Below are 17,494 nucleotides of genomic sequence, written 5' to 3' on the forward strand. Positions count from 1 at the left end.
GATGTCGACGCCCCGTGGATTCCGCGACCGCGCCGACGACAGCCTCCTGACACTCGTCGGCGAGATCCCCGAGCTCGTCCGTGCGCTCGTGATCGCCGAGGTCGATGCCGCGAAGACCTGGCTGGCCCGCACCGCGAAGGACGGCGGATGGGGTGCGCTGTGGATGGTCGCGGCGCTCTTCGTGCTGTTCTGGTCGGTTCCCGCTCTCGGCGCGTGGGCGATCGCCGGCCTCTCGTCCTGGTGGCCGGTCTGGCTGTCGGCGCTCGTGGTGTTCTTCGCGATGCTCCTGATCGCGATCATCCTCGCTCTGCTCGGCGTGCTGCGCTTCCGGCGCCTCGTCAAGCGGCAGAACCCTGTCCAGTCCATCGCCCAGGATGTGAAGGAAGTCCGCGATGAGCTCTAACGCTCCGCTGCCCCGAACCGCTGTGCCGCTCGGCATCGACGACCCCGTCGAAAGCGCCCGCGCCGAGCTCAAGGCGGCGCTGCTCGCCATCGAAGAGAAGGCGAACGTGCCGCGCCGAGTGGCCGTGGCCACGGACCGTACGATCACGGACGCGCGGGCGTTCAGCCAGCGCAACCCGGCGGCCGCCGCGGCGGTCGTGGTGGCCGGAGCCGTCGCGATCGGCATCGGCGTGTGGGGTCTCGTCCGCCTCTACACCCGCTGAGGCGATCACAGCCGACCGTTCGAGGGTCGGCGAAGGTCACGGTGTGGCATCGGTCCGCAACCCCGTTCCCGGCATTCATTCAGCGGGGTATGCTCAGGACAGGCAGTGCAATGGTGCGATTGCTGCCGACGGCGCGAGCCCGAAACACGGATTCGTTCCGCCCGTCGGCTGCTCGACGCATGGGCGGCCGACTCGTGCATCGACGAGAGCCTCCCGAATGAACCACACTTCACCGCATCCCAAGCCCCTTGCGGGTTGGCGGCTGCTCGTGCCTCGCGGGGGACCGTGGGGTGACGGCGTCGCCGCCACCATCCGCCGCAGCGGCGGCACACCGGTCATCGCGCCGCTGATCAACTTCGCCCCGTCGACCGACCAGGCGACCCTCGAGCAGTCGCTCGCCGACCTCGCCGACGGGGCCTTCGACTGGCTGACCGTCACGAGCGCCACCACCGTCGACGTGCTCTATGCGTACCGGGCGAAGATTCCGGCGACCACGAAGATCGCCGCCGTCGGTGAGACCACCGCCGCGGCGCTGAACGCCGTCGGGTACAAGGTCGATCTCGTTCCCGAGCGCGACAACTCCGCCGCCGGCATGGCCGAGCAGATGATCGCCGCCGAGCCGCAGCCGAGGCAGATCCTCACCCTGCGCAGCGAGATCGCCAAACCCGTCCTCACCCGCATGCTCGTCGAGTCCGGCCATCACGTCCGCAGCGTCGTCGCCTACCGCACCGTCGGCGTTCCCGCGTCCGAGAAGGTCATCGGCGATGTGCGCAGCGGACGCATCAACGCCATCCTCATCACCAGCGGCTCGGTCGCCGATCAGGTGCGCGAGCAGTTCGACGTGATCCCCGAGACGACGATCATCGCGGCGATCGGGCCCCGCACGGCGAAGGACGCCAAGCGGGCGGGCCTGCTCGTCGACGTCATCGCCGAGATGCAGTCGATGGATGCGCTGCTGGATGCGGTCTCCCGTTTCCCGATCCCGCAGCCGGCCGACGAATACGCGCCCTGACGTGGGTGACGCGGAACGCGGCGTTGCGCCGCGCGTCGTCGTGCTCGCGGGCGGAGTCGGCGGGTCGAAGTTCGTCGTGGGCGCGCGTGAAGCGCTCCGTCGACGCGGCGGCGACGCGTCCGCGGACCGGCTGACCGTCGTCGTCAACACCGGCGACGACCTGTGGCTGTCGGGTGTGCGTCTGCAACCCGACGTCGACTCGATCACCTACGCCCTCGCGGGCGTCAACGACACCGCGCGCGGATGGGGACGCCAGGGCGACTCCGAACGGGTGAACGCCGAACTGCAGGCGTGGGGGACGGGGTGGCCGTGGTTCACCCTCGGCGACCTCGACCTCGGCACCCACCTGGCCCGCACCGGGTGGTTGCGGGACGGTGACACCCCCACCAGGGTGCTCGAGAAGATGGCGACCCGGTGGGACCTCGGCGCGCGACTGCTGCCGATGACCGACGCCGAGGTCGACACGATCGTCACCGTCGACGACCCCGCCGAGGGATCGCGGCCGATGCATTTCCAGGAGTGGTGGACCCGGTACCGCGCGACCCTCCGCCCGCTCGCCTTCGACAACCCCGGGATCGACCACGCGGCACCCGCGCCGGGCGTCGCCGAGGCGATCGCCGACGCCGACGCGGTCCTCATCGCGCCGTCGAATCCCGTGGTTTCCATCGGTCCGATCCTCGCCGTGCCCGGCATCCGTTCCGCGCTGCGGTCCACGCGTGCGCCCGTGGTGGGGGTCTCGCCGGTCATCGGCGGCCGTGTGGTGCGTGGAATGGCGGATGTGTGTCTCGCCGCGATCGGTGTGGAGACCTCCGCCGTCGGCGTCGCCGGGCTGTACGGCAGCCGCCGCGCCGACGGCGTGCTCGACGGCTGGCTGATCGCGGACGAAGACGCCGCTGCCGCGACGGAGATCGAAGACCTCGGTCTGCGCGCGCACGTGCGGCCCCTATGGATGACCGACGAGGCGCGATCGGCCGACATCGTCGAGGCCGCCCTCGCACAGGCGGGCGTGTGATCGTCCCGGACCTCGCCGTCTGGGCGTGGGTGCTGCTGGGCTTCTCGGCGTTCGTCGTCGGGGTGTCGAAGACCGCCATCCCGGGCGTCAACACCCTGTCGGTGGCGATCTTCGCCGCCGTGCTCCCCGCCAGGGAATCGACCGGCACCCTCCTGCTGCTGCTCATCGTGGCCGACCTGTTCGCGATCGTCGCGTATCGGCGAGACGCGAACTGGAGGGCGTTGCTGCGCTTGGCTCCGGCCGTGCTGGCCGGGCTGGTGCTCGGTGCGGTGTTCCTCGCGTTCGCGAACGACCAGTGGGTGAGCCGACTGATCGGTGTGATCCTTCTCGCCGTCGTGGCCTTCACCCTGTTCCGTCGTCGCTTCGCGCCGGCGGTCGCCGGGGCCGGGTCGCACCGTGTCGCGGCGATCGGTTACGGCACTCTCGGTGGGTTCACGACGATGGTGGCCAACGCGGCCGGGCCGGTGATGTCGATGTACTTCCTCGCGTCGCGGTTCGCGGTGAAGGAGTTCCTCGGCACGGCCGCGTGGTTCTTCTTCCTCGTCAACATCACAAAGCTGCCGTTCTCGATCGGACTCGGGATCATCACCCCGGCCGGTCTCGTCATCGATGCGATCCTGGTGCCGCTCGTGGTGATCGGCGCGCTGCTCGGCCGATGGTGGGCGAATCGCCTCGACCAGCGCCTGTTCGAGCGCCTGGTGATCGTGTTCACGGTGGTCGGCGCCGTCTACCTGCTGTTCTGAACTGGCCCCGTCGCATGGCCGGGGAGTGCCGCGGACGTGCGGGGACCGAGCCCGAGGTCGGCCGCTTCGGCGAGCTGGTCCGGGGTGTCGACGTCGCGGCGCAGCGTCGAGCCGCGGGGGATCTCGAGATCCACACAGCCGAGAGCGAGGTGACGCGTGAAGGATCCGTCGCCGAAGGCCGATGTCCATGCCACCCCTGCGGTGGCGGTCACCAGGGTCGAGCCGGAGCCCTCGGCGTCTGCGACGACGGCGCGCGAAGGTGCGGTGGCGGCGTCGAGCGCGGCGGCGAGGTCGTCCGGCCGGAGCGCCGGAAGGTCCCCGAGCAGGGCGGCGCGATGTGCGTCCGTTCCCGCTGCCGCCATGCCGAGCGCGATCGCCGCGTCGAGGCCGCGTGCCCCCTCCTCTGCGACGAACCGAAGGCCGGGGATATCGGCGGCGGCCAGTGGCAGCCCCGCGTCGTCGGTCACGACGAAGACCTGCGCGACCGCCGGGCAGGCGGCCGCGGCGGCGATGGTGTCCAGAGCGATCGCCCGCGCGAGACCCTCGCGGGGCGCCCCCGACGCGAGCCGCGACTTCCCCCGGCGCGCCGGTTTCACGGGGATCACGACGCGCCACTGCCGCCGCCGTGGCGAGTCGCCCTCGAGGTCGTGCACGAACTCAGGCTGAGCGGGGGTCATCCGGCTCCGTTCCGACCGATGGGGTGTCTTGAGCCTGAGTTCGTGCTCGCGGGTCGCGTCACGAAGCGTACTTCGCGCGCAGTCGTGGCAGGATCTCCGCCCCGTACATGCGCAGGAACTCGGCCTGGTCGTGGCCGGGGTCGTGGAAGACGAGGTGCCGGAAGCCGAGGTCGATGTACTCCGAGATCCGTTCGACGTGCTCGTCGGGGTCGGTCGAGACGATGAAGCGGGAGGCCGCCCGCTCGATGGGCAGGTCGGCGGCGCGGCGTTGCATCTCGATCGGGTCGTGCACGTCGCGTTTCTCCTCTGCGCTGAGGGCCAGTGGTGCCCAGAACCGTGTCTTCTCGAGGGCGGTGTCGTGATCGGGGTGGTACGACACCTTCACCTCCATCAGGGTGTCGATCGCGTCGGCCGCGCGCTCTGCTTTGCCGAGCCCGTCGCTGAGGGCCGGCAGGAGCGTGTCGGTGTACAGGTCGCGGTTCTTGCCGCTGGTCGTGATGAATCCGTCGGCGATGCGTCCGGCCAGACGGGTCGCGGCCGGCCCCGCAGCGCCGATGTAGATCGGCACGGGATGCTCGTCGGCCGGACGGTCGTAGATCGTGGCGTCCTTGACGGAGTAGTAGGTGCCCTCGTAGGTGACCCGCTCGTCGGCCCACAGTGCCTGGATCATCAGGATCGCTTCTTTCAGGCGCTGGAACCGTTCGGGGGCGTCGGGCCACTCGAGTCCCAGGGTGACTTCGTTGAGGGCTTCGCCGGTGCCCACGCCCAAGACGACGCGACCCGGGAACATCACGCCGAGAGTGGCGAAGGCCTGGGCGATCACGGCGGGGTGGTAGCGGAAGGTCGGGGTGAGGACGGAGGTGCCGATGAGCACCCGTTCGGTGCGGGCCCCGAGGGCGCCGAGCCAGGGAAGGGCGGCTGGGGCGTGTCCGCCGTCGTGCATCCACGGCTGGAAGTGGTCGGACAGGAAGACGGAGTCGAACCCCATCTCCTCGGCGAGCACACCGAACTCCACCAGTTCGGTGGGACCGAACTGCTCGGACGAGGCCTTGTAGCCGAAGCGCAGCGGAAAGGTCATGGTGTTCCTCCTGAGAACGGGTATGACGGCGGCGTCGAGGTGGATGCGGGGGTCGCCGGAGTCGGGTCGAGGAATTCGGTCCCGTCGGCGCGGGCGAGGCGTTCGCGGAAGGCGTCGACCGTGCCGGGCCACAGCAGGGTCAGGCGCCCTGATCGGGGGTCGACGTACCAATTGCGGCAGCCGCCGGTGATCCAGGGGGTCGACGCGGCGGCATCGTCGATCTCGGCGGTGTAGGCGGCTTCGGCTGCCGGATCCACGCGCAGCACACCGCCGGCGGACCGGTCGCGTCTCGCGAGGGCCTGCACGGCGTACGCGGCCTGCTCTTCGAGCATGAGCACCGACGAATTGTGCCCGAGGGAGGCGTTCGGGCCGTTGAGGACGAAGAGGTTCGGGAAGCCGGCGACCACGGTCGACGCGTAGGAGGTCATCCCGGCGCTCCAGTGGTCGGCGAGGGTGCCGTCCTCGCCGACGACGAGGTCGGCGTAGGGCTGCCGAGCCGACGCGAAGCCGGTCGCGAGGACGAGCGCGTCCACCTCATGGCGCGAGCCGTCGGCTGCGGTGAGGGTAGTGCCGTCGACGGTCTGCAGGGCCGTGCCGACGAGGGAGACGGCATCCGAGGCGACGGCGGGGTAGAACGTGTCCGAGAGCAGCACCCGCTTGCATCCGAAGGCGTAGTCGGGGGTGAGTGCAGCCCGCAATGCGGGGTCCGCGACCTGGGCACGGAGGTGGTCGAGGGCCGCCTGTCGAGCGGTGTCGGCGGCGGCCGCATCCCGCCCGGAGCGTGAGGCGAACCGCTCCTCGCCTTCGGTGTACAAGGTGGCTCGCAGACCGGCGAGCGTCTCCGGATGCTGGGCGAACCGTTTCCGCTCCGCCGCGGTGTACGCGCGCTCGCCGCGCGGGACGATCCAGGCCGGCGTGCGCTGGAAGAGCGTCACGTGGGCCCCGAGGCGCACAAGTTCCGGTACGAGCTGCACCGCGCTCGCGCCGGTTCCCACCACGCCGATGCGTCGTCCCGTGACCTCGACCGCGTGATCCCATCGGGCGGAGTGGAAGAGCGGGCCGGGGAAAGACTCCAGGCCCGCGATCTCGGGGATGAGGGGCTCGGTGAGTCGTCCGCAGGCGAGGGCGAGAGCATCGGCGACGACCGTGTCGCCGCCGGAGGTGGTCACGCGCCACGTCGCGGTGTCGGCGTGCCAGATTGCGCCGGTCATGGCCGTGTGCAGGCGCGTGCGGGCGCTGACCCCGGTGCGGTCGGCGACGTCGACGAGGTACCGGTGGATCTCCGCCCCGGGTGCGAACACGCGAGACCAGTCCGGGTGCGGATGCCCGGCGAACCCGTAGAGGTGCGAGGGCACGTCGCAGGCGACGCCGGGGTAGGTGTTGTCCCGCCATGTGCCGCCGACGCTGTTGCCGCGCTCGAGCAGCACGAAGGATTCCCGCCCGTCGCGCAGAAGCGCGAGAGCCATCCCGATCCCGGCGAACCCCGCGCCGATGATCGCCACCTCGACCCGCGTGGTCATCGAGTCGGAGTCTTCCGGTTCGCGGGTGGTTCGCGGTAGTCGGTGGTGCGCTGTCGGAACGGTCGGAAGAGGCGTCCGACGAGGGCTGCGGCCTCCGGTACCGGCAGTTCGAGCCCCTGCTCGATGCCGGCTTCGGGCTTGACCCGTCCGTCGAGCAGTGTGCCGCCGAGGTCGTCGCCGCCCGACTGGAGCAGGACCGCCGCCATCTCCCGTCCGACGCGCGTCCAGGGGATCTGGACGTGCGAGATCGCCCCCGACAGCATCAGGCGCGACACGGCGACCATCGCGCGGTGCTCGTCGAGGGGGGAACGGCCCGGTACGAGGGGCACGCTGCCGCGGGGGCCGGGGAGGGGGATGGGGACGAACTCGCGGAACCCCCCGGTGGCCGCCTGGATCTCCCGCAGGCGGCGCAGGTGGGCGACGCGCTCGCCGGCGGTCTCCACGTGGCCGTAGAAGAGCACCGAGGTCGAGGAGAACCCGGCACGGTGGGCGGCGGTGATGCCCTCCACCCAGCGGTCGATCTCGAGGTCGGTCGGGGCGATCTCGTGACGCACCCGCTCGCTCAGCACCTTCACACCGGTGCCGGGCACCGTGTCGACGCCGGCCTCCTTCATCGCCGCGAGAGCGCCGTCGAGGCCCAGACCGCCGCGGTCGGCGAGATCCCACACGTCCTGGGGGCGGTAGGCGTGCAGGTGCAGGTCGGGGCGCGTGTCTTTCACCGCCCGGGCGATGTCGAGGTAGGCCTCCGGGGCGACGTCGGCGGGCAGCATCCCTTGCACGCACAGCTCGGTTGCCCCGAGCTGCCAGGCGTCTTCGGCGATCGCGGCGACCTCGGCGAGGTCGAATCGCGTCGGGTCGGAGGAGGCGGGTGCCGTGCGGAACCCGCTCGAGGTCAGGTTGCGGTTGACGACCAGGCTGACCGCTTCACCGACGGTGTATCGCCGGATGTCGTCTGCGGCGGCGGCGAGGGCGTCGAGGTCGCGCCCGGTCGCCCGGAGCAGCTCCTCCCATTCGTCGTCATCGAGCGACCCTGCGTCCCCTGTCGCGCGCGCGATCCGTCGCTCGATGTCGCCACCGCGTGGTGTGCCGAGTCCACCCCTTTGCGTCGAATCCACCTCTTCGCCGCGCTGGTTCGGGGTGGTTTCGCGGGAAACGCGTGGTTTCGGTGAGTGGGGCCGGGGGGATCCCGGTGCGGCCAGGCCGGTGGCGGGGTCGGCGACCGCCGCCACCGGGGCGTGCATCGCGGGGTCGAGCCACGAGTCGGCGTCGGCGATGAACTCCGGATGCGCGGTGAGACGTTCGCGCAGGTCGAAACCGAGGTCGGCTGTCGCGGCGGCGAGATCGTCGAGGTGGGGCCAGGGGCGTTCCGGGTTGACGTGGTCGGCGGTGAGTGGGGAGACCCCGCCCCAGTCGTCGGCGCCGGCGCGCACGAGCAGCGCGAATTCGGTCGGGTCTGAGAGGTTCGGTGGAACCTGCACCCGCATGCGGGGGCCGAGCACGAGTCGCGCGGCGGCGACGGCGGCGACGTACTCGATGAGATCGGCGTCGGGTGCGCCCTGCATGGCGGTGCGCGGTTTGGCGCGGAAGTTCTGCACGATCACTTCTTGCACGTGGCCGTGTCGGGCGTGCGCGTCGCGCAGCGCGATAAGCGAGTCGGCGCGGTCGCGCACGGTCTCGCCGATGCCGACGAGGATGCCGGTCGTGAACGGGATCCGGGCACGCCCGGCATCCTCGATCACCTTTAGTCGCACGTCGGGGTCTTTGTCGGGTGATCCGTAGTGTACCTGCCCGGGCTCGTCGTAGAGACGCCGCGAGGTGGTTTCGAGCATCATGCCCATCGAGGGGGCGGTCGGTCGCAGTGTCCGGAGCTCGTCTGCGCTCATGACGCCGGGGTTCAGGTGCGCGAGCATGCCGGTTTCGGCGGTGATGAGGCGTGCGATGTGGGCGACGTAGTCGAGGGTGGAGGCGAAGCCGTGCTCGTCGAGCCATGCGCGTGCTTCGGGCCAGCGTTCTTCGGGGCGGTCGCCGAGGGTGAGGAGGGCTTCTTTGCAGCCGAGCGCGGCGCCCTGCCGGACGATGGCGAGCACCTGCTCGTCGCTCATGAACACCGGCTTGCGCTTCTTGAGGAGCTGGCCCGGGGTGTCGACGAAGATGCAGTAGTGGCAGCGGTCGCGGCACAGTGTGGTGAGCGGAACGAACACTTTGCGCGAATACGTGATGACCCCGCGGCGGCCGGCGGAGGCGAGGCCTGCGTCGCGCATCCGCCCCGCTGCCGTGAGCACGGTGTCGAGGTCGTCGCCGGCGGTGAGGAGTGTCACGACCTCGTCGACGGTGAGGTCGTCTCCGGTTTCGGCGCGGGCGATGGCGTCCCGCACCGCGGGCGCGATCGCCGCCCCGGCGGACCGGGCGGGTTCGAGCAGTGTCACGTCCCCAGTCTCGCACCGCGCATGGGTGGCGGGCTGAAGGACTGTCGTTGAAGGCGAGACATCGGACGTCGTGGAGGCGGCGGCCGGGCGAGGGGTCGCTCAGAAGGGGGCGGCAGTGGCTTTGGCTTCGGGTGGGTCGGCGTCGCCGGGTTTGTTGTCCAGGTCGGGTGTGAACATGACTCGTGGTGGTGGATCGTCGGTGTATTCCAGCAGAGACGGTGCGGTGAAGTGCAGCCGTCCGCCTGGCAGTTGGGTCACGGTCCATCCGGCGGCGTGTTTGAGAGTGTGGTGGCGCTTGCAGAACGCGCCGAGGTTGTCGATGTCGGTTGAGCCACCGCCGGCCCAGTCTTCCCGGTGGTCTGCGTCACACTCCAGCGCGGGTCTGCGGCATCCGGGGAATCGGCATCGGATGTCTCGGGCGACCAGGTAGCGTCGTTGCGCCGCCGAGGCCAAGCGTCGGTCGACGGCGAGGACCGCGCTGCTGATCGGGTCGAGGAAGACCCGATCGAATCCGGGAGCATGCCCGGCGAGGACCTTCGCCGTCTCCGGGTCCACCGCGCACTTGCCGTTGAGCTGCGCCCCACCGGATGTCGTGCCGGCGAGGGTCGTGGCGGGGACCGTCACCTGCACGTGCGCGCGGATCGCTCCGAGTCCCCCATCGATCGCTGTCGAGTCGACGGACGGTGAGGCGGTGAGCATCATGTCCAGAAGGAGGTCGGTGCGGATGTGATCCATCGATCGATCGTCGAACCAGCCCGGCGCATTCGCCCCGACACGTCCGGCACCCGGGTCTACTGGCACGCCGGGGGCGGCCGGCTCCGATTCGCCGTCGAGGGCTTCCTGCTCGACGGCTGCGCGCCGTGCGCCACGGTCGGCGGCCTTGATCGCCTTCCCTTGCCGGGTGAGCCGGTCGTAGACGCCGTGGACTTCGACGCTCGGCCCGATCGCGCCGAGCATCGACATTCCGTCACGCAAATCTTCTACCCAGACGCGTCGGTCGAGGAGCGCGTCGTCGTGACGTTCCTGCATGCTCTTCGGGTCGAGCTTCTCCGCGACCTGCTCGGCATACGACCTCACCCGTGCGGGCGAGGTCTTCTCGGCATAGGCGAGGACGTCGTGCTCGTAGCTTTCGCGGGCCTCTCGCTCGGTGAGTTCCGTGCCGGTATCGACGATGACCTTCACGTGCGCACGGGAAACCCGGCCCGCGTGCCATGCCTCCCACGTCGCCGCGAATTCCGTGACGGTGCGGTGGGCTTCGAACAGATGGGTTTGCATGGTGCGGTCGCTGACGCGCTTCGCGACGGCGATTTCAGCCGCCATTGCCCGCAATGGCATCTCGCGTTCCCGAGTAGAGGCATCGCGCAGACGGTCGGTCTGTCGCTGGGTGAGGTCGTACGCCTCGGCATACAGGCGGGCGCGTTCGGCTTGAATGCGAGCTTCGGCAGCATCGAACGCAGCGATCTCCGCGATCAGTTCGCGCGTGCGGAGCATCTCCGCCTCGCGCGGCTCCTCGATCGCCATGCCCAGCCCCCCACTCGGTCTTTCGCTGGGTCTAGTATAGAACATATTTACGAAAAATGGAAGCTTTGTTCAAGACATGGCAAGCGCTAACACGAACATATATACGAATCCAGCGACGCCTCAAGAGAGGCCGCGAGAGTGGCGTGCGCGGATCAGGCGGGGTGCGGGGTCGGCCGGCGCACCCCGACGAGGGTCAGGATGGCGCAGGCGACGAACGAGCACGCGCTGACGAGATACAGGGCGCTCGACCATCCGGAGTGGTCGCCCCCGGAGATGCCGTACGTGTCGGCGAGAGACATACTCGGCACGAAGGAGGCAATGAACAGAGCCGGTGCGCCGAACGCGATCATCACCAGGTAGCCCACCGCCGCGATCCACGGAGGAGTGCCGGGATTCCTCCTGATGAGCACGAGCAGCAAGAGAGCCAGAGCGACGCCGGTGGCAAGGATTGCCAGGGGGAAGCCGGCGACGAACGACTCTCCGGCCCGTGCCATGGTCGCGTAGATGTCGTCGAGGCTCGCGCCGGGCGCAGCGGCGCGCGGGTTGACGACGAAGATCTGCAACGCGGCGAAGATGGCGTAGAGAATGACCGCCAGGAACCCGGACGCGGCGACGACACGGGCTGCGCGCGCAGAGTTCGAGGTGCGCGACATGTCGGCAACCTATCCCGCGGCGAGCCCTCTGTACAGAGATCGAGACTCCAGAGGTCTGTCGGGTTCGCGGTTCTCGGCCCTCGGCGGGTGGAGCCGGCCTGACCTGGCGCTCGCGACCGGCGCGCGCGAGGCGTTCTGCTCGATGATCGTTGCCTGTCCGTAAGCAAAACGGTCGGGAAGGGTCGTATGCCGCTGGCAGACTAGGGGCATGGTCACGCTCCTGCTCGATTCGGCGCACCTGGAGGTCGCGCTGTCGGGGGCCGAGCGTGCACTGGCCTTCCGCAAGGAGAACATCCGCGTCGAGCGTTCGACGATCGCGAAGGTGCAGCTCACCGAAGACCCGTGGCACTGGTTGCGCGGTGTCGCGCACCCCGGCACGTACGTGCGGGGCGTCATCGCGATGGGCACATGGGAATCGGCCGGGGCGAAAGACTTCGCGATCGTGCGACGGCGCCGTGCGGGCGTCGTCATCGACCTCGACGGGCACCCCGACTTCCAGCGCCTCGTGCTCACCACACGGCACGGCATCGAACTCGTCCAGGCGCTCCGCCTCGACGCCGATGACGAGCCGGAGGATGTGGTCACCCTCGCCGCCACCGGTGCGATACCGACCGCCACCGGCACTGCTGACGACGACGCCACGGCGTAGCCCAAGGGACGGCACCGCGGCGCGACAGGCCGTCGGCCCTAGTGTGGGGTCATGTCGCAGACCACCGCACCCGGAGAGTCCGCCCCCGGCACCTTCGTCGCGCCGCCCCCGCCGCCCAAGACGAACACTCTCGCCCTCGTCGGATTCATCTCGTCTTTCATCATCCCGCTCGCGGGGCTGATCGTCGGAATCCTTGCAATGCGCGAGCTGCGCGCACCGGGATGCCGCGATACCGGGCGTGGGCTCGCCCGGTGGGCGATGATCATCGGGGCGATCGGCACCGCCGGGCAGGCGATTTTCTTCATCATCTGGTTGACGCTGTTCTTCCAGATCACCGGCGGCGTCCGCATCGGATGACCGGTGTGGCCCGCCGGGGCGCGCGATAGCGTGAGGGCGTGAGCGAAAACACCGCCCCGGTCGACGACGCCGACGTGCTCGTGCGCCTGCGCGGCGCGCTCGGGCATCTCACCCTGAACCGCCCCCGCGCGATCAACGCGCTGAGCCTCGACATGGTGCGCCACCTCACCGCCGCACTGGACGCCTGGCGCGGATCACCTCACGTCGACACGGTGCTGCTTGACGGCGCCGGTGACCGCGGACTGTGCGCGGGCGGAGACGTGCGGGGGCTCCGCGAGCAGATCATCGCCGGTCATCCCGAAGCCACCGGAGAGTTCTTCCGCGCCGAGTACGCCCTCAACGCCGCCATCGCGGAGTATCCCGTGCCGATCGTCGCGCTCGCCGACGGGATCACCATGGGCGGAGGCATCGGTCTCGCGGGCCACGCCCGCATCCGCATCGTCACCGAGCGCTCACGCCTGGCGATGCCCGAGACGCGCATCGGATTCACCCCCGACGTCGGCGGAAGCCTGCTGCTCGGCCACGCCCCGGGCCGCCTCGGGGAGTACCTCGCGCTCACCGGGGCCTCGATGACCGCCGCCGACGCGCTCTACGCCGGGCTCGCCGACCACCTCGTGCCCACCGCGCACCTCCCCGCGCTCGCCGAGGCGCTCGAGACCCGCGCCGACCCCGGATCGCCGTCGGAGATCGTGCTGCTGTTCGACGACACCCCGGACACGTCTCCGCTCGAACAGGCCCGGGCCTGGATCGACGACGCCTTCGCCGCGCCCACCGTCGCCGAGATCATCGATCGCCTGCGCGCCGGCGACGTTCCGGAAGCGCACGTCACCGCCGACACGCTCGACGAGCTCTCGCCGACGGCGTTGACCATCACCCTCGAGGCGATCCGCCGCGTCCGCGGCCTGAGCCTGCGCGACGCCCTCGACCAGGAGTACCGGCTCGCGCAGTGGTTCGCGACCACCCAACCCGACCTCGCCGAAGGCATCCGGGCTCAACTGGTCGACAAAGACCGCTCCCCGCGCTGGCAGCCGGACACCCTCACCGGCCTCGCCCCCGACCTCGTCGACCAGGCGTTCTCCTTCACTCCCGCCGTGCCGCTGTGGGGATGACGCCGTGGCCCGCCGACCGATCACCCGCCACCGTCGACGGTGGTCGCTCGGTATCGCCGTCGACTGGTTCTTCTTCACCTTCGCCGGACTCGCGGCGATCTGGCTCGCCTATCTGAGCATCACCGAGTCGTTCAGCCTCGGCTGGTGGGGCATCCTCGGGGTGCTCGCATTCTGGGTGCTGCTGGCCTACCTCGTGCTGCCGCGGCTGCACCGCATCCTCACCACCGTCTACGTGCCCGACTACTTCATCGGCCGCGCCCGCACGAGCGACGGGCTGCTCGGCGACCCCGTCAACCTCGCGTTCATGGGATCCGGCGAGCAGATCGAGACCGCCCTGCGCACCGGGGGGTGGACGCGCGCCGACGACGTCACCCTCGCCTCGTCGTGGCGCATCATCACCTCGACGATCACCCGGCGCAGCTACGAGCACGCCCCGGTCAGCCCCCTGCTCCTGTTCAGTCGCCAGCAGGACTTCGCCTACCAGCAGGAAGTCGACGGCAACCCCGGGCAACGCCACCACGTGCGGTTCTGGCGGTGCCCCGACGGATGGCTGCTGCCCGGCGGTCGACGCGTCGACTGGCTCGCCGCCGGCACCTTCGACACCTCGGTGGGCCTGTCGCTGTTCACCCTGCAGGTCACCCACAAGATCGACGCCGACACCGACATCGAACGCGACCACATCGTCGCCACCGTCGCCGTGGACCCGCGCGTGCAGGTCGACATCATCGAGGACTTCTCCACGGGGTACCACGCGCGCAACGGCGGCGGTGACAGCATCCGCACCGACGGGGACCTCCCGATCGTCGACGTGCGCGCCGTCACCCCCGAGCTCGACACGTCGTCCGCCCCCGCAGGCGGGCTCGAGCGTGACGGGGAGGTGACCGGATGAACAGCCGACCCGACCCGTCGCCGCGCGGCGTGCCCAAGCGTCACGCGTACGAACCCCCGGCCAGCCTGCTGCGGCGGCCGGGCTTCGACCCGCACATGAAGCGGCCGATCAGCACCCTCGCCGGCGGCCTGCTGGTGATCCTCAGCGCCCTCGCCGGTGCACTGTTCATCACCGATGTGTCCCTGCACTGGTTCACCGACACCGCCGACGAGGTCGTGTGGATGCTCGGTGACAGTGTGACCCCGGATGCGCGGTGGATCGGGCTGTATGTCTTCCTCGGCATCGGAGGGTTCTTCGTGCTCGGCGAGCTGTTCCTCGCCGTGCTGGTCATCCGCGGCTCCAACTGGCCGCGCGTGACCGTCATGACCTACTCCACCATCACGATCTGCGTCGCTTTCGCCGGATGGTGGGCGGGAGGCCAGGACGTCACGTTCGAGACGAGTCTCCTCTCGGTCGCGACCGACGTGCTGATCCTGCTGGCCCTGTCCTCTCGCGACGCCGCCGCCTACGCCAGGAGATACGAGGTCGTTGCGGACGAATCCGACGAGTCGGGCGCGAACCTGAGAGTCGGGCAAAGGGAATCTCAGTAGCCTGGATTCCTCACCGCCGCGCCCGCGACGGGAGTGCTGGGAGGCGCCGTGTTCGACAGTCCGCTGTCCGCGTCCGCCTACGACCTGCTCGGCGTCGATCCCACCGCCGACACCGAGACGCTGCGCAAGGCTTACCGTCTGAAGCTGCGGCAATCGCATCCGGATGTCGGTGGGGACGCGGCCGTGTTCGTGCAGGTGCAGCGGGCGTGGGAGTTGGTCGGCACCGTCGAAGCCCGCGCCTTCTATGACCGGCGCAACGGGTTCGGAGAGTCCGCCACCTCCGGTGCCGCGAGCGGCGCATCCGCCCCCGAACCGGAGAAGCCGGCCTGGAGCACACCCGCCGCGTCGCGTCCGTCGGCGCGTCCGGACACCCGCCCCCGCGCTCGCAGCCACGGCCAGCCCGGCGGGTGGCGACGGGAGAGGTACCTCGAGCTCATCCGCGAATGGGTCGGCCGCGGCGTCGAGATCCCCGACCCGTACGCTCCGCACCTGGTGCGTTCTGCGCCGCACGAGGTGCGCCGGCTGCTCGCCGACGCCCTCGCCGAAGAGGCCACCGCGGTGATCGTCTCCGAGCTCGGGATGGGCTACACGGCATGGCACGACATTGATGCCGGTCGCGCGAAACTCGACCACATCGTCCTCGGCCCGAGCGGGCTGTACGGCATCCTCTCCGAAGACTTCGGCCGGCCGGTGCGCATCAAGCGCGGTGAAGTCGCCGACGTCGACGGCGGCCCGATCGCGACCCACGTCGCCGCCTTGCGCGCGGTCGGACGTGCCGCGCGCGTGAAGTTCGGCGGGGCGATCGTCGTCCTCCCCGACGACGACGTCGAGCACGCCATCCAGGAGATCGGCAAGGTGCGCGGGATCCCGACCGCCGTCGTCGCCCGTTCCGCCCTGTCGACCGTGTTGCGGCGCGGGGTCACCGGCACGCGGCCGCTCGGCGGCACCGAGGTGTTCGAGATCCGCACCCGCCTTCAGGCTGCCGTCCGCTTCGCCTGAGCGGCTCCGCGCGAGGTCCGTCGCTGGACTCAGCCGTTGAGGCCGAAGAGGTCGAGCGGATGCGTGAGGCGCCACCAGGCGCTCGGGTCTTCGATGTCGTCGGCGAGCTCGAGAGTCACCGTCGCGGCGTCGAGCGGGCCGGTGACCGACATGTCGCCGACGGCCTGGCCCGCGTCGCGGGCATCGTCGAGGTCGTACGAGGCGTCGACGGTCGCGGTGCCGCCGTCCCACAGGATCACCGTCGCATCGTCGGACACGACGATATCGACATCCGACCCCCACAGCGTCGTGACCGTCCCGGCGACGGTTCCGGCCGTCACCGAGGGCTCCGGCTGCAGCGCCGCGGTGGCCTGCTCGTACAGTGACCGGGAGGCATCGTCTCGGCCCTCGGCATCGGCTTCGCCGAGAACCGACCCGTACAGCCGAACGGTGGTGTCGCCGATCACGATGTCTTTCGCCGACAGGAGATTCCAGCTGCCGTCGAGCGTGCCGGTCTTCACTCCGACCACGCCGTCGTCGGCCAGCAGCGAGTTCGTGTTCTCGACAAGCCCCGCGCCGGGAAGCTCGACGGACGTCTTCGCCACGATCTCGGCGATGATCGGATCGGCCAGCGCTCGCGAGGCCAGGGCGAGCAGGGACGCCGGGTCAGCCGTGTTGCCGGGGTCGATGCCGGTCGGCTCGACGACCGTGATCCCGGTGAGTCCGTGCCGCGACAGCCACGTGTTGGCCGCATCGGCGAACACGGCGTCGGAGGGCCAGATGCGACTGGCCAGGCGGTCGGCATAGTTGTTGGCCGAGCCGATCAGCATGCCCTCGAGCATCTGGTACTCCGTCAGCGACCCGCCCACCGGCACATCCAGTGCCGACTCGTCGCGGTAGCGGTATTGCCAGTACTCGGCACTGTCGGCGGCGGTGAAGGAGTACTCCGGCCCCTGCTCTCCCACTGCCAGCGGCATCCGGTCCAGCACGACGAGTGCGGTGACGACCTTCGTGATGCTCGCCATCGGCACCACCGCATCCGCCGAAGCGAGGGTCGTCGGGATGCCGGCGACCGAGACCGCCGACGACCCCGGCTCGGGCCAGGCCATCTCGACCGTCGCCGACGGGATCGGGTCGACCGTGACGGGGGTCACCGTCGGCGCCACCGCGTGCAGCGGCCACAGCAGCGTCGTGGCGGCATAGGCGCCGGCCACGGCCGCGACGGCCAGTGTCGGCCACACCACCCCCGGACGCCACAGGCTGCGCCGCGGCCGATCGGCGAGAAGGTCCGCACCCACCGACGTGTACGAGGTGGTGGCGGTGGACAGGTCGCTCGGAGCGGACGTGCGGGCCAGCGCCCCCGCGTCGACCCATGCGAGCGCCGCCGTGGTGGGGCCCGCCGCATCCGCGGGAGGTGACTCCTGGGCGTCGAACTCCGCGGCGGCCACGGAGGCCGGAGTCTGGACGCCGTCACCGGTGGGGATGTCCACATCGCCGAGATCGCTCGAGGTCGCCTCGCGGTCGACGGCGGAGGGCGAAGGCGCCCGATCCCGCAACGACCGGCGGGTCGTGGGCGGCGCGTCCTCCACTGTCACCAGGCCAAACTATCGCGTCG

General features: G+C 70.3%; 18 protein-coding genes. 11 read left to right on the forward strand and 7 right to left on the reverse strand.

What is annotated here, in order from left to right; translation table 11 throughout:
* Nucleotide 1: 1 nt before the first annotated feature.
* The 5 genes from RZO50_RS05515 (at nucleotide 2) to RZO50_RS05535 (ending at nucleotide 3,432) form a co-directional block, all read left to right on the forward strand.
* On the forward strand, nucleotides 2-403 hold the full coding sequence (locus tag RZO50_RS05515; protein ID WP_194423639.1) for a phage holin family protein: 402 nt from the start codon (nucleotides 2-4) through the stop codon (nucleotides 401-403).
* Nucleotides 393-665 carry a hypothetical protein gene (locus RZO50_RS05520; protein ID WP_322598667.1) on the forward strand — a complete coding sequence of 91 codons (273 nt, stop codon included), beginning with the start codon at nucleotides 393-395 and terminating at the stop codon, nucleotides 663-665. Before RZO50_RS05515 ends, RZO50_RS05520 begins: the two co-directional genes overlap by 11 nt.
* 217 nt (nucleotides 666-882) lie before the next feature.
* On the forward strand, nucleotides 883-1,677 hold the full coding sequence (locus RZO50_RS05525) for a uroporphyrinogen-III synthase (protein ID WP_322598668.1): 795 nt from the start codon (nucleotides 883-885) through the stop codon (nucleotides 1,675-1,677).
* 1 nt (nucleotide 1,678) lies between these two features.
* Complete coding sequence (gene cofD / locus RZO50_RS05530) at nucleotides 1,679-2,689, forward strand: 2-phospho-L-lactate transferase (protein WP_322598669.1); 1,011 nt, start codon at nucleotides 1,679-1,681, stop codon at nucleotides 2,687-2,689.
* Nucleotides 2,689-3,432, forward strand: a complete 744-nt coding sequence (locus RZO50_RS05535; RefSeq protein ID WP_322598760.1) for a sulfite exporter TauE/SafE family protein — start codon at nucleotides 2,689-2,691, stop codon at nucleotides 3,430-3,432. Before cofD ends, RZO50_RS05535 begins: the two co-directional genes overlap by 1 nt.
* Here RZO50_RS05535 and cofC read toward each other — a convergent pair.
* From cofC to RZO50_RS05565, 6 genes are all read right to left on the reverse strand, one after another.
* Complete coding sequence (gene cofC / locus RZO50_RS05540) at nucleotides 3,417-4,109, reverse strand: 2-phospho-L-lactate guanylyltransferase (RefSeq protein WP_322598670.1); 693 nt, start codon at nucleotides 4,107-4,109, stop codon at nucleotides 3,417-3,419. The genes RZO50_RS05535 and cofC overlap by 16 nt on opposite strands.
* A gap of 58 nt (nucleotides 4,110-4,167) precedes the next feature.
* The gene (fgd, locus tag RZO50_RS05545) at nucleotides 4,168-5,187 is read right to left on the reverse strand and encodes a glucose-6-phosphate dehydrogenase (coenzyme-F420) (protein WP_322598671.1); all 1,020 of its coding nucleotides are present in this window, start codon (nucleotides 5,185-5,187) and stop codon (nucleotides 4,168-4,170) included.
* Nucleotides 5,184-6,707, reverse strand: a complete 1,524-nt coding sequence (locus RZO50_RS05550; protein ID WP_322598672.1) for a flavin-containing monooxygenase — start codon at nucleotides 6,705-6,707, stop codon at nucleotides 5,184-5,186. Before RZO50_RS05550 ends, fgd begins: the two co-directional genes overlap by 4 nt.
* A complete protein-coding gene (gene cofG, locus RZO50_RS05555) occupies nucleotides 6,704-9,133 on the reverse strand; it encodes a 7,8-didemethyl-8-hydroxy-5-deazariboflavin synthase CofG (protein WP_322598673.1) in 2,430 nt (809 codons plus the stop codon). The genes RZO50_RS05550 and cofG overlap by 4 nt, the downstream gene beginning before the upstream one ends.
* 99 nt (nucleotides 9,134-9,232) lie before the next feature.
* Entirely contained in the window at nucleotides 9,233-10,654 is a 1,422-nt protein-coding gene (locus tag RZO50_RS05560) for an HNH endonuclease signature motif containing protein (RefSeq protein WP_322598674.1), read from the reverse strand.
* 152 nt (nucleotides 10,655-10,806) lie between these two features.
* Nucleotides 10,807-11,307 (reverse strand): hypothetical protein, encoded by a 501-nt coding sequence (locus RZO50_RS05565; RefSeq protein WP_322598675.1) that lies wholly within the window; start codon nucleotides 11,305-11,307, stop codon nucleotides 10,807-10,809.
* A 208-nt stretch (nucleotides 11,308-11,515) separates the two neighbouring features.
* On the opposite strand from RZO50_RS05565, the gene RZO50_RS05570 reads away from it, so the two are divergent.
* From RZO50_RS05570 to RZO50_RS05595, 6 genes are read left to right on the forward strand one after another with little or no spacing between them, the layout of a single operon-like run.
* Entirely contained in the window at nucleotides 11,516-11,956 is a 441-nt protein-coding gene (locus RZO50_RS05570) for a hypothetical protein (protein ID WP_322598676.1), read from the forward strand.
* A 51-nt stretch (nucleotides 11,957-12,007) separates the two neighbouring features.
* A complete protein-coding gene (locus RZO50_RS05575; RefSeq protein ID WP_322598677.1) occupies nucleotides 12,008-12,313 on the forward strand; it encodes a DUF4190 domain-containing protein in 306 nt (101 codons plus the stop codon).
* Nucleotides 12,314-12,351: 38 nt separating this feature from the next.
* Nucleotides 12,352-13,422 carry an enoyl-CoA hydratase/isomerase family protein gene (locus RZO50_RS05580; RefSeq protein WP_322598678.1) on the forward strand — a complete coding sequence of 357 codons (1,071 nt, stop codon included), beginning with the start codon at nucleotides 12,352-12,354 and terminating at the stop codon, nucleotides 13,420-13,422.
* A 4-nt stretch (nucleotides 13,423-13,426) separates the two neighbouring features.
* The gene (locus RZO50_RS05585) at nucleotides 13,427-14,311 is read left to right on the forward strand and encodes an LssY C-terminal domain-containing protein (protein WP_322598679.1); all 885 of its coding nucleotides are present in this window, start codon (nucleotides 13,427-13,429) and stop codon (nucleotides 14,309-14,311) included.
* The gene (locus RZO50_RS05590) at nucleotides 14,308-14,901 is read left to right on the forward strand and encodes a hypothetical protein (protein ID WP_322598680.1); all 594 of its coding nucleotides are present in this window, start codon (nucleotides 14,308-14,310) and stop codon (nucleotides 14,899-14,901) included. The genes RZO50_RS05585 and RZO50_RS05590 overlap by 4 nt, the downstream gene beginning before the upstream one ends.
* Before the next feature lie 48 nt (nucleotides 14,902-14,949).
* On the forward strand, nucleotides 14,950-15,900 hold the full coding sequence (locus RZO50_RS05595; RefSeq protein WP_322598681.1) for a J domain-containing protein: 951 nt from the start codon (nucleotides 14,950-14,952) through the stop codon (nucleotides 15,898-15,900).
* A gap of 29 nt (nucleotides 15,901-15,929) precedes the next feature.
* Here RZO50_RS05595 and RZO50_RS05600 read toward each other — a convergent pair whose 3' ends face one another.
* Nucleotides 15,930-17,474 (reverse strand): D-alanyl-D-alanine carboxypeptidase, encoded by a 1,545-nt coding sequence (locus RZO50_RS05600; RefSeq protein ID WP_322598682.1) that lies wholly within the window; start codon nucleotides 17,472-17,474, stop codon nucleotides 15,930-15,932.
* Nucleotides 17,475-17,494: the final 20 nt, after the last annotated feature.

It is taken from the genome of Microbacterium xanthum, from assembly GCF_034531355.1.
GTDB lineage: Bacteria > Actinomycetota > Actinomycetes > Actinomycetales > Microbacteriaceae > Microbacterium > Microbacterium xanthum.

Excerpts from the sequence above, each read along its gene's own strand:
- RZO50_RS05515 (WP_194423639.1), top strand. The coding sequence starts at position 2 with ATGTCGACGCCCCGTGGATTCCGCGACCGCGCCGACGACAGCCTCCTG.
- RZO50_RS05520 (WP_322598667.1), top strand. The coding sequence starts at position 393 with ATGAGCTCTAACGCTCCGCTGCCCCGAACCGCTGTGCCGCTCGGCATC.
- RZO50_RS05525 (WP_322598668.1), top strand. The coding sequence starts at position 883 with ATGAACCACACTTCACCGCATCCCAAGCCCCTTGCGGGTTGGCGGCTG.
- cofC (WP_322598670.1), bottom strand. The coding sequence starts at position 4,109 with ATGACCCCCGCTCAGCCTGAGTTCGTGCACGACCTCGAGGGCGACTCG.
- fgd (WP_322598671.1), bottom strand. The coding sequence starts at position 5,187 with ATGACCTTTCCGCTGCGCTTCGGCTACAAGGCCTCGTCCGAGCAGTTC.
- RZO50_RS05550 (WP_322598672.1), bottom strand. The coding sequence starts at position 6,707 with ATGACCACGCGGGTCGAGGTGGCGATCATCGGCGCGGGGTTCGCCGGG.
- RZO50_RS05560 (WP_322598674.1), bottom strand. The coding sequence starts at position 10,654 with ATGGCGATCGAGGAGCCGCGCGAGGCGGAGATGCTCCGCACGCGCGAA.
- RZO50_RS05565 (WP_322598675.1), bottom strand. The coding sequence starts at position 11,307 with ATGTCGCGCACCTCGAACTCTGCGCGCGCAGCCCGTGTCGTCGCCGCG.
- RZO50_RS05570 (WP_322598676.1), top strand. The coding sequence starts at position 11,516 with ATGGTCACGCTCCTGCTCGATTCGGCGCACCTGGAGGTCGCGCTGTCG.
- RZO50_RS05575 (WP_322598677.1), top strand. The coding sequence starts at position 12,008 with ATGTCGCAGACCACCGCACCCGGAGAGTCCGCCCCCGGCACCTTCGTC.
- RZO50_RS05590 (WP_322598680.1), top strand. The coding sequence starts at position 14,308 with ATGAACAGCCGACCCGACCCGTCGCCGCGCGGCGTGCCCAAGCGTCAC.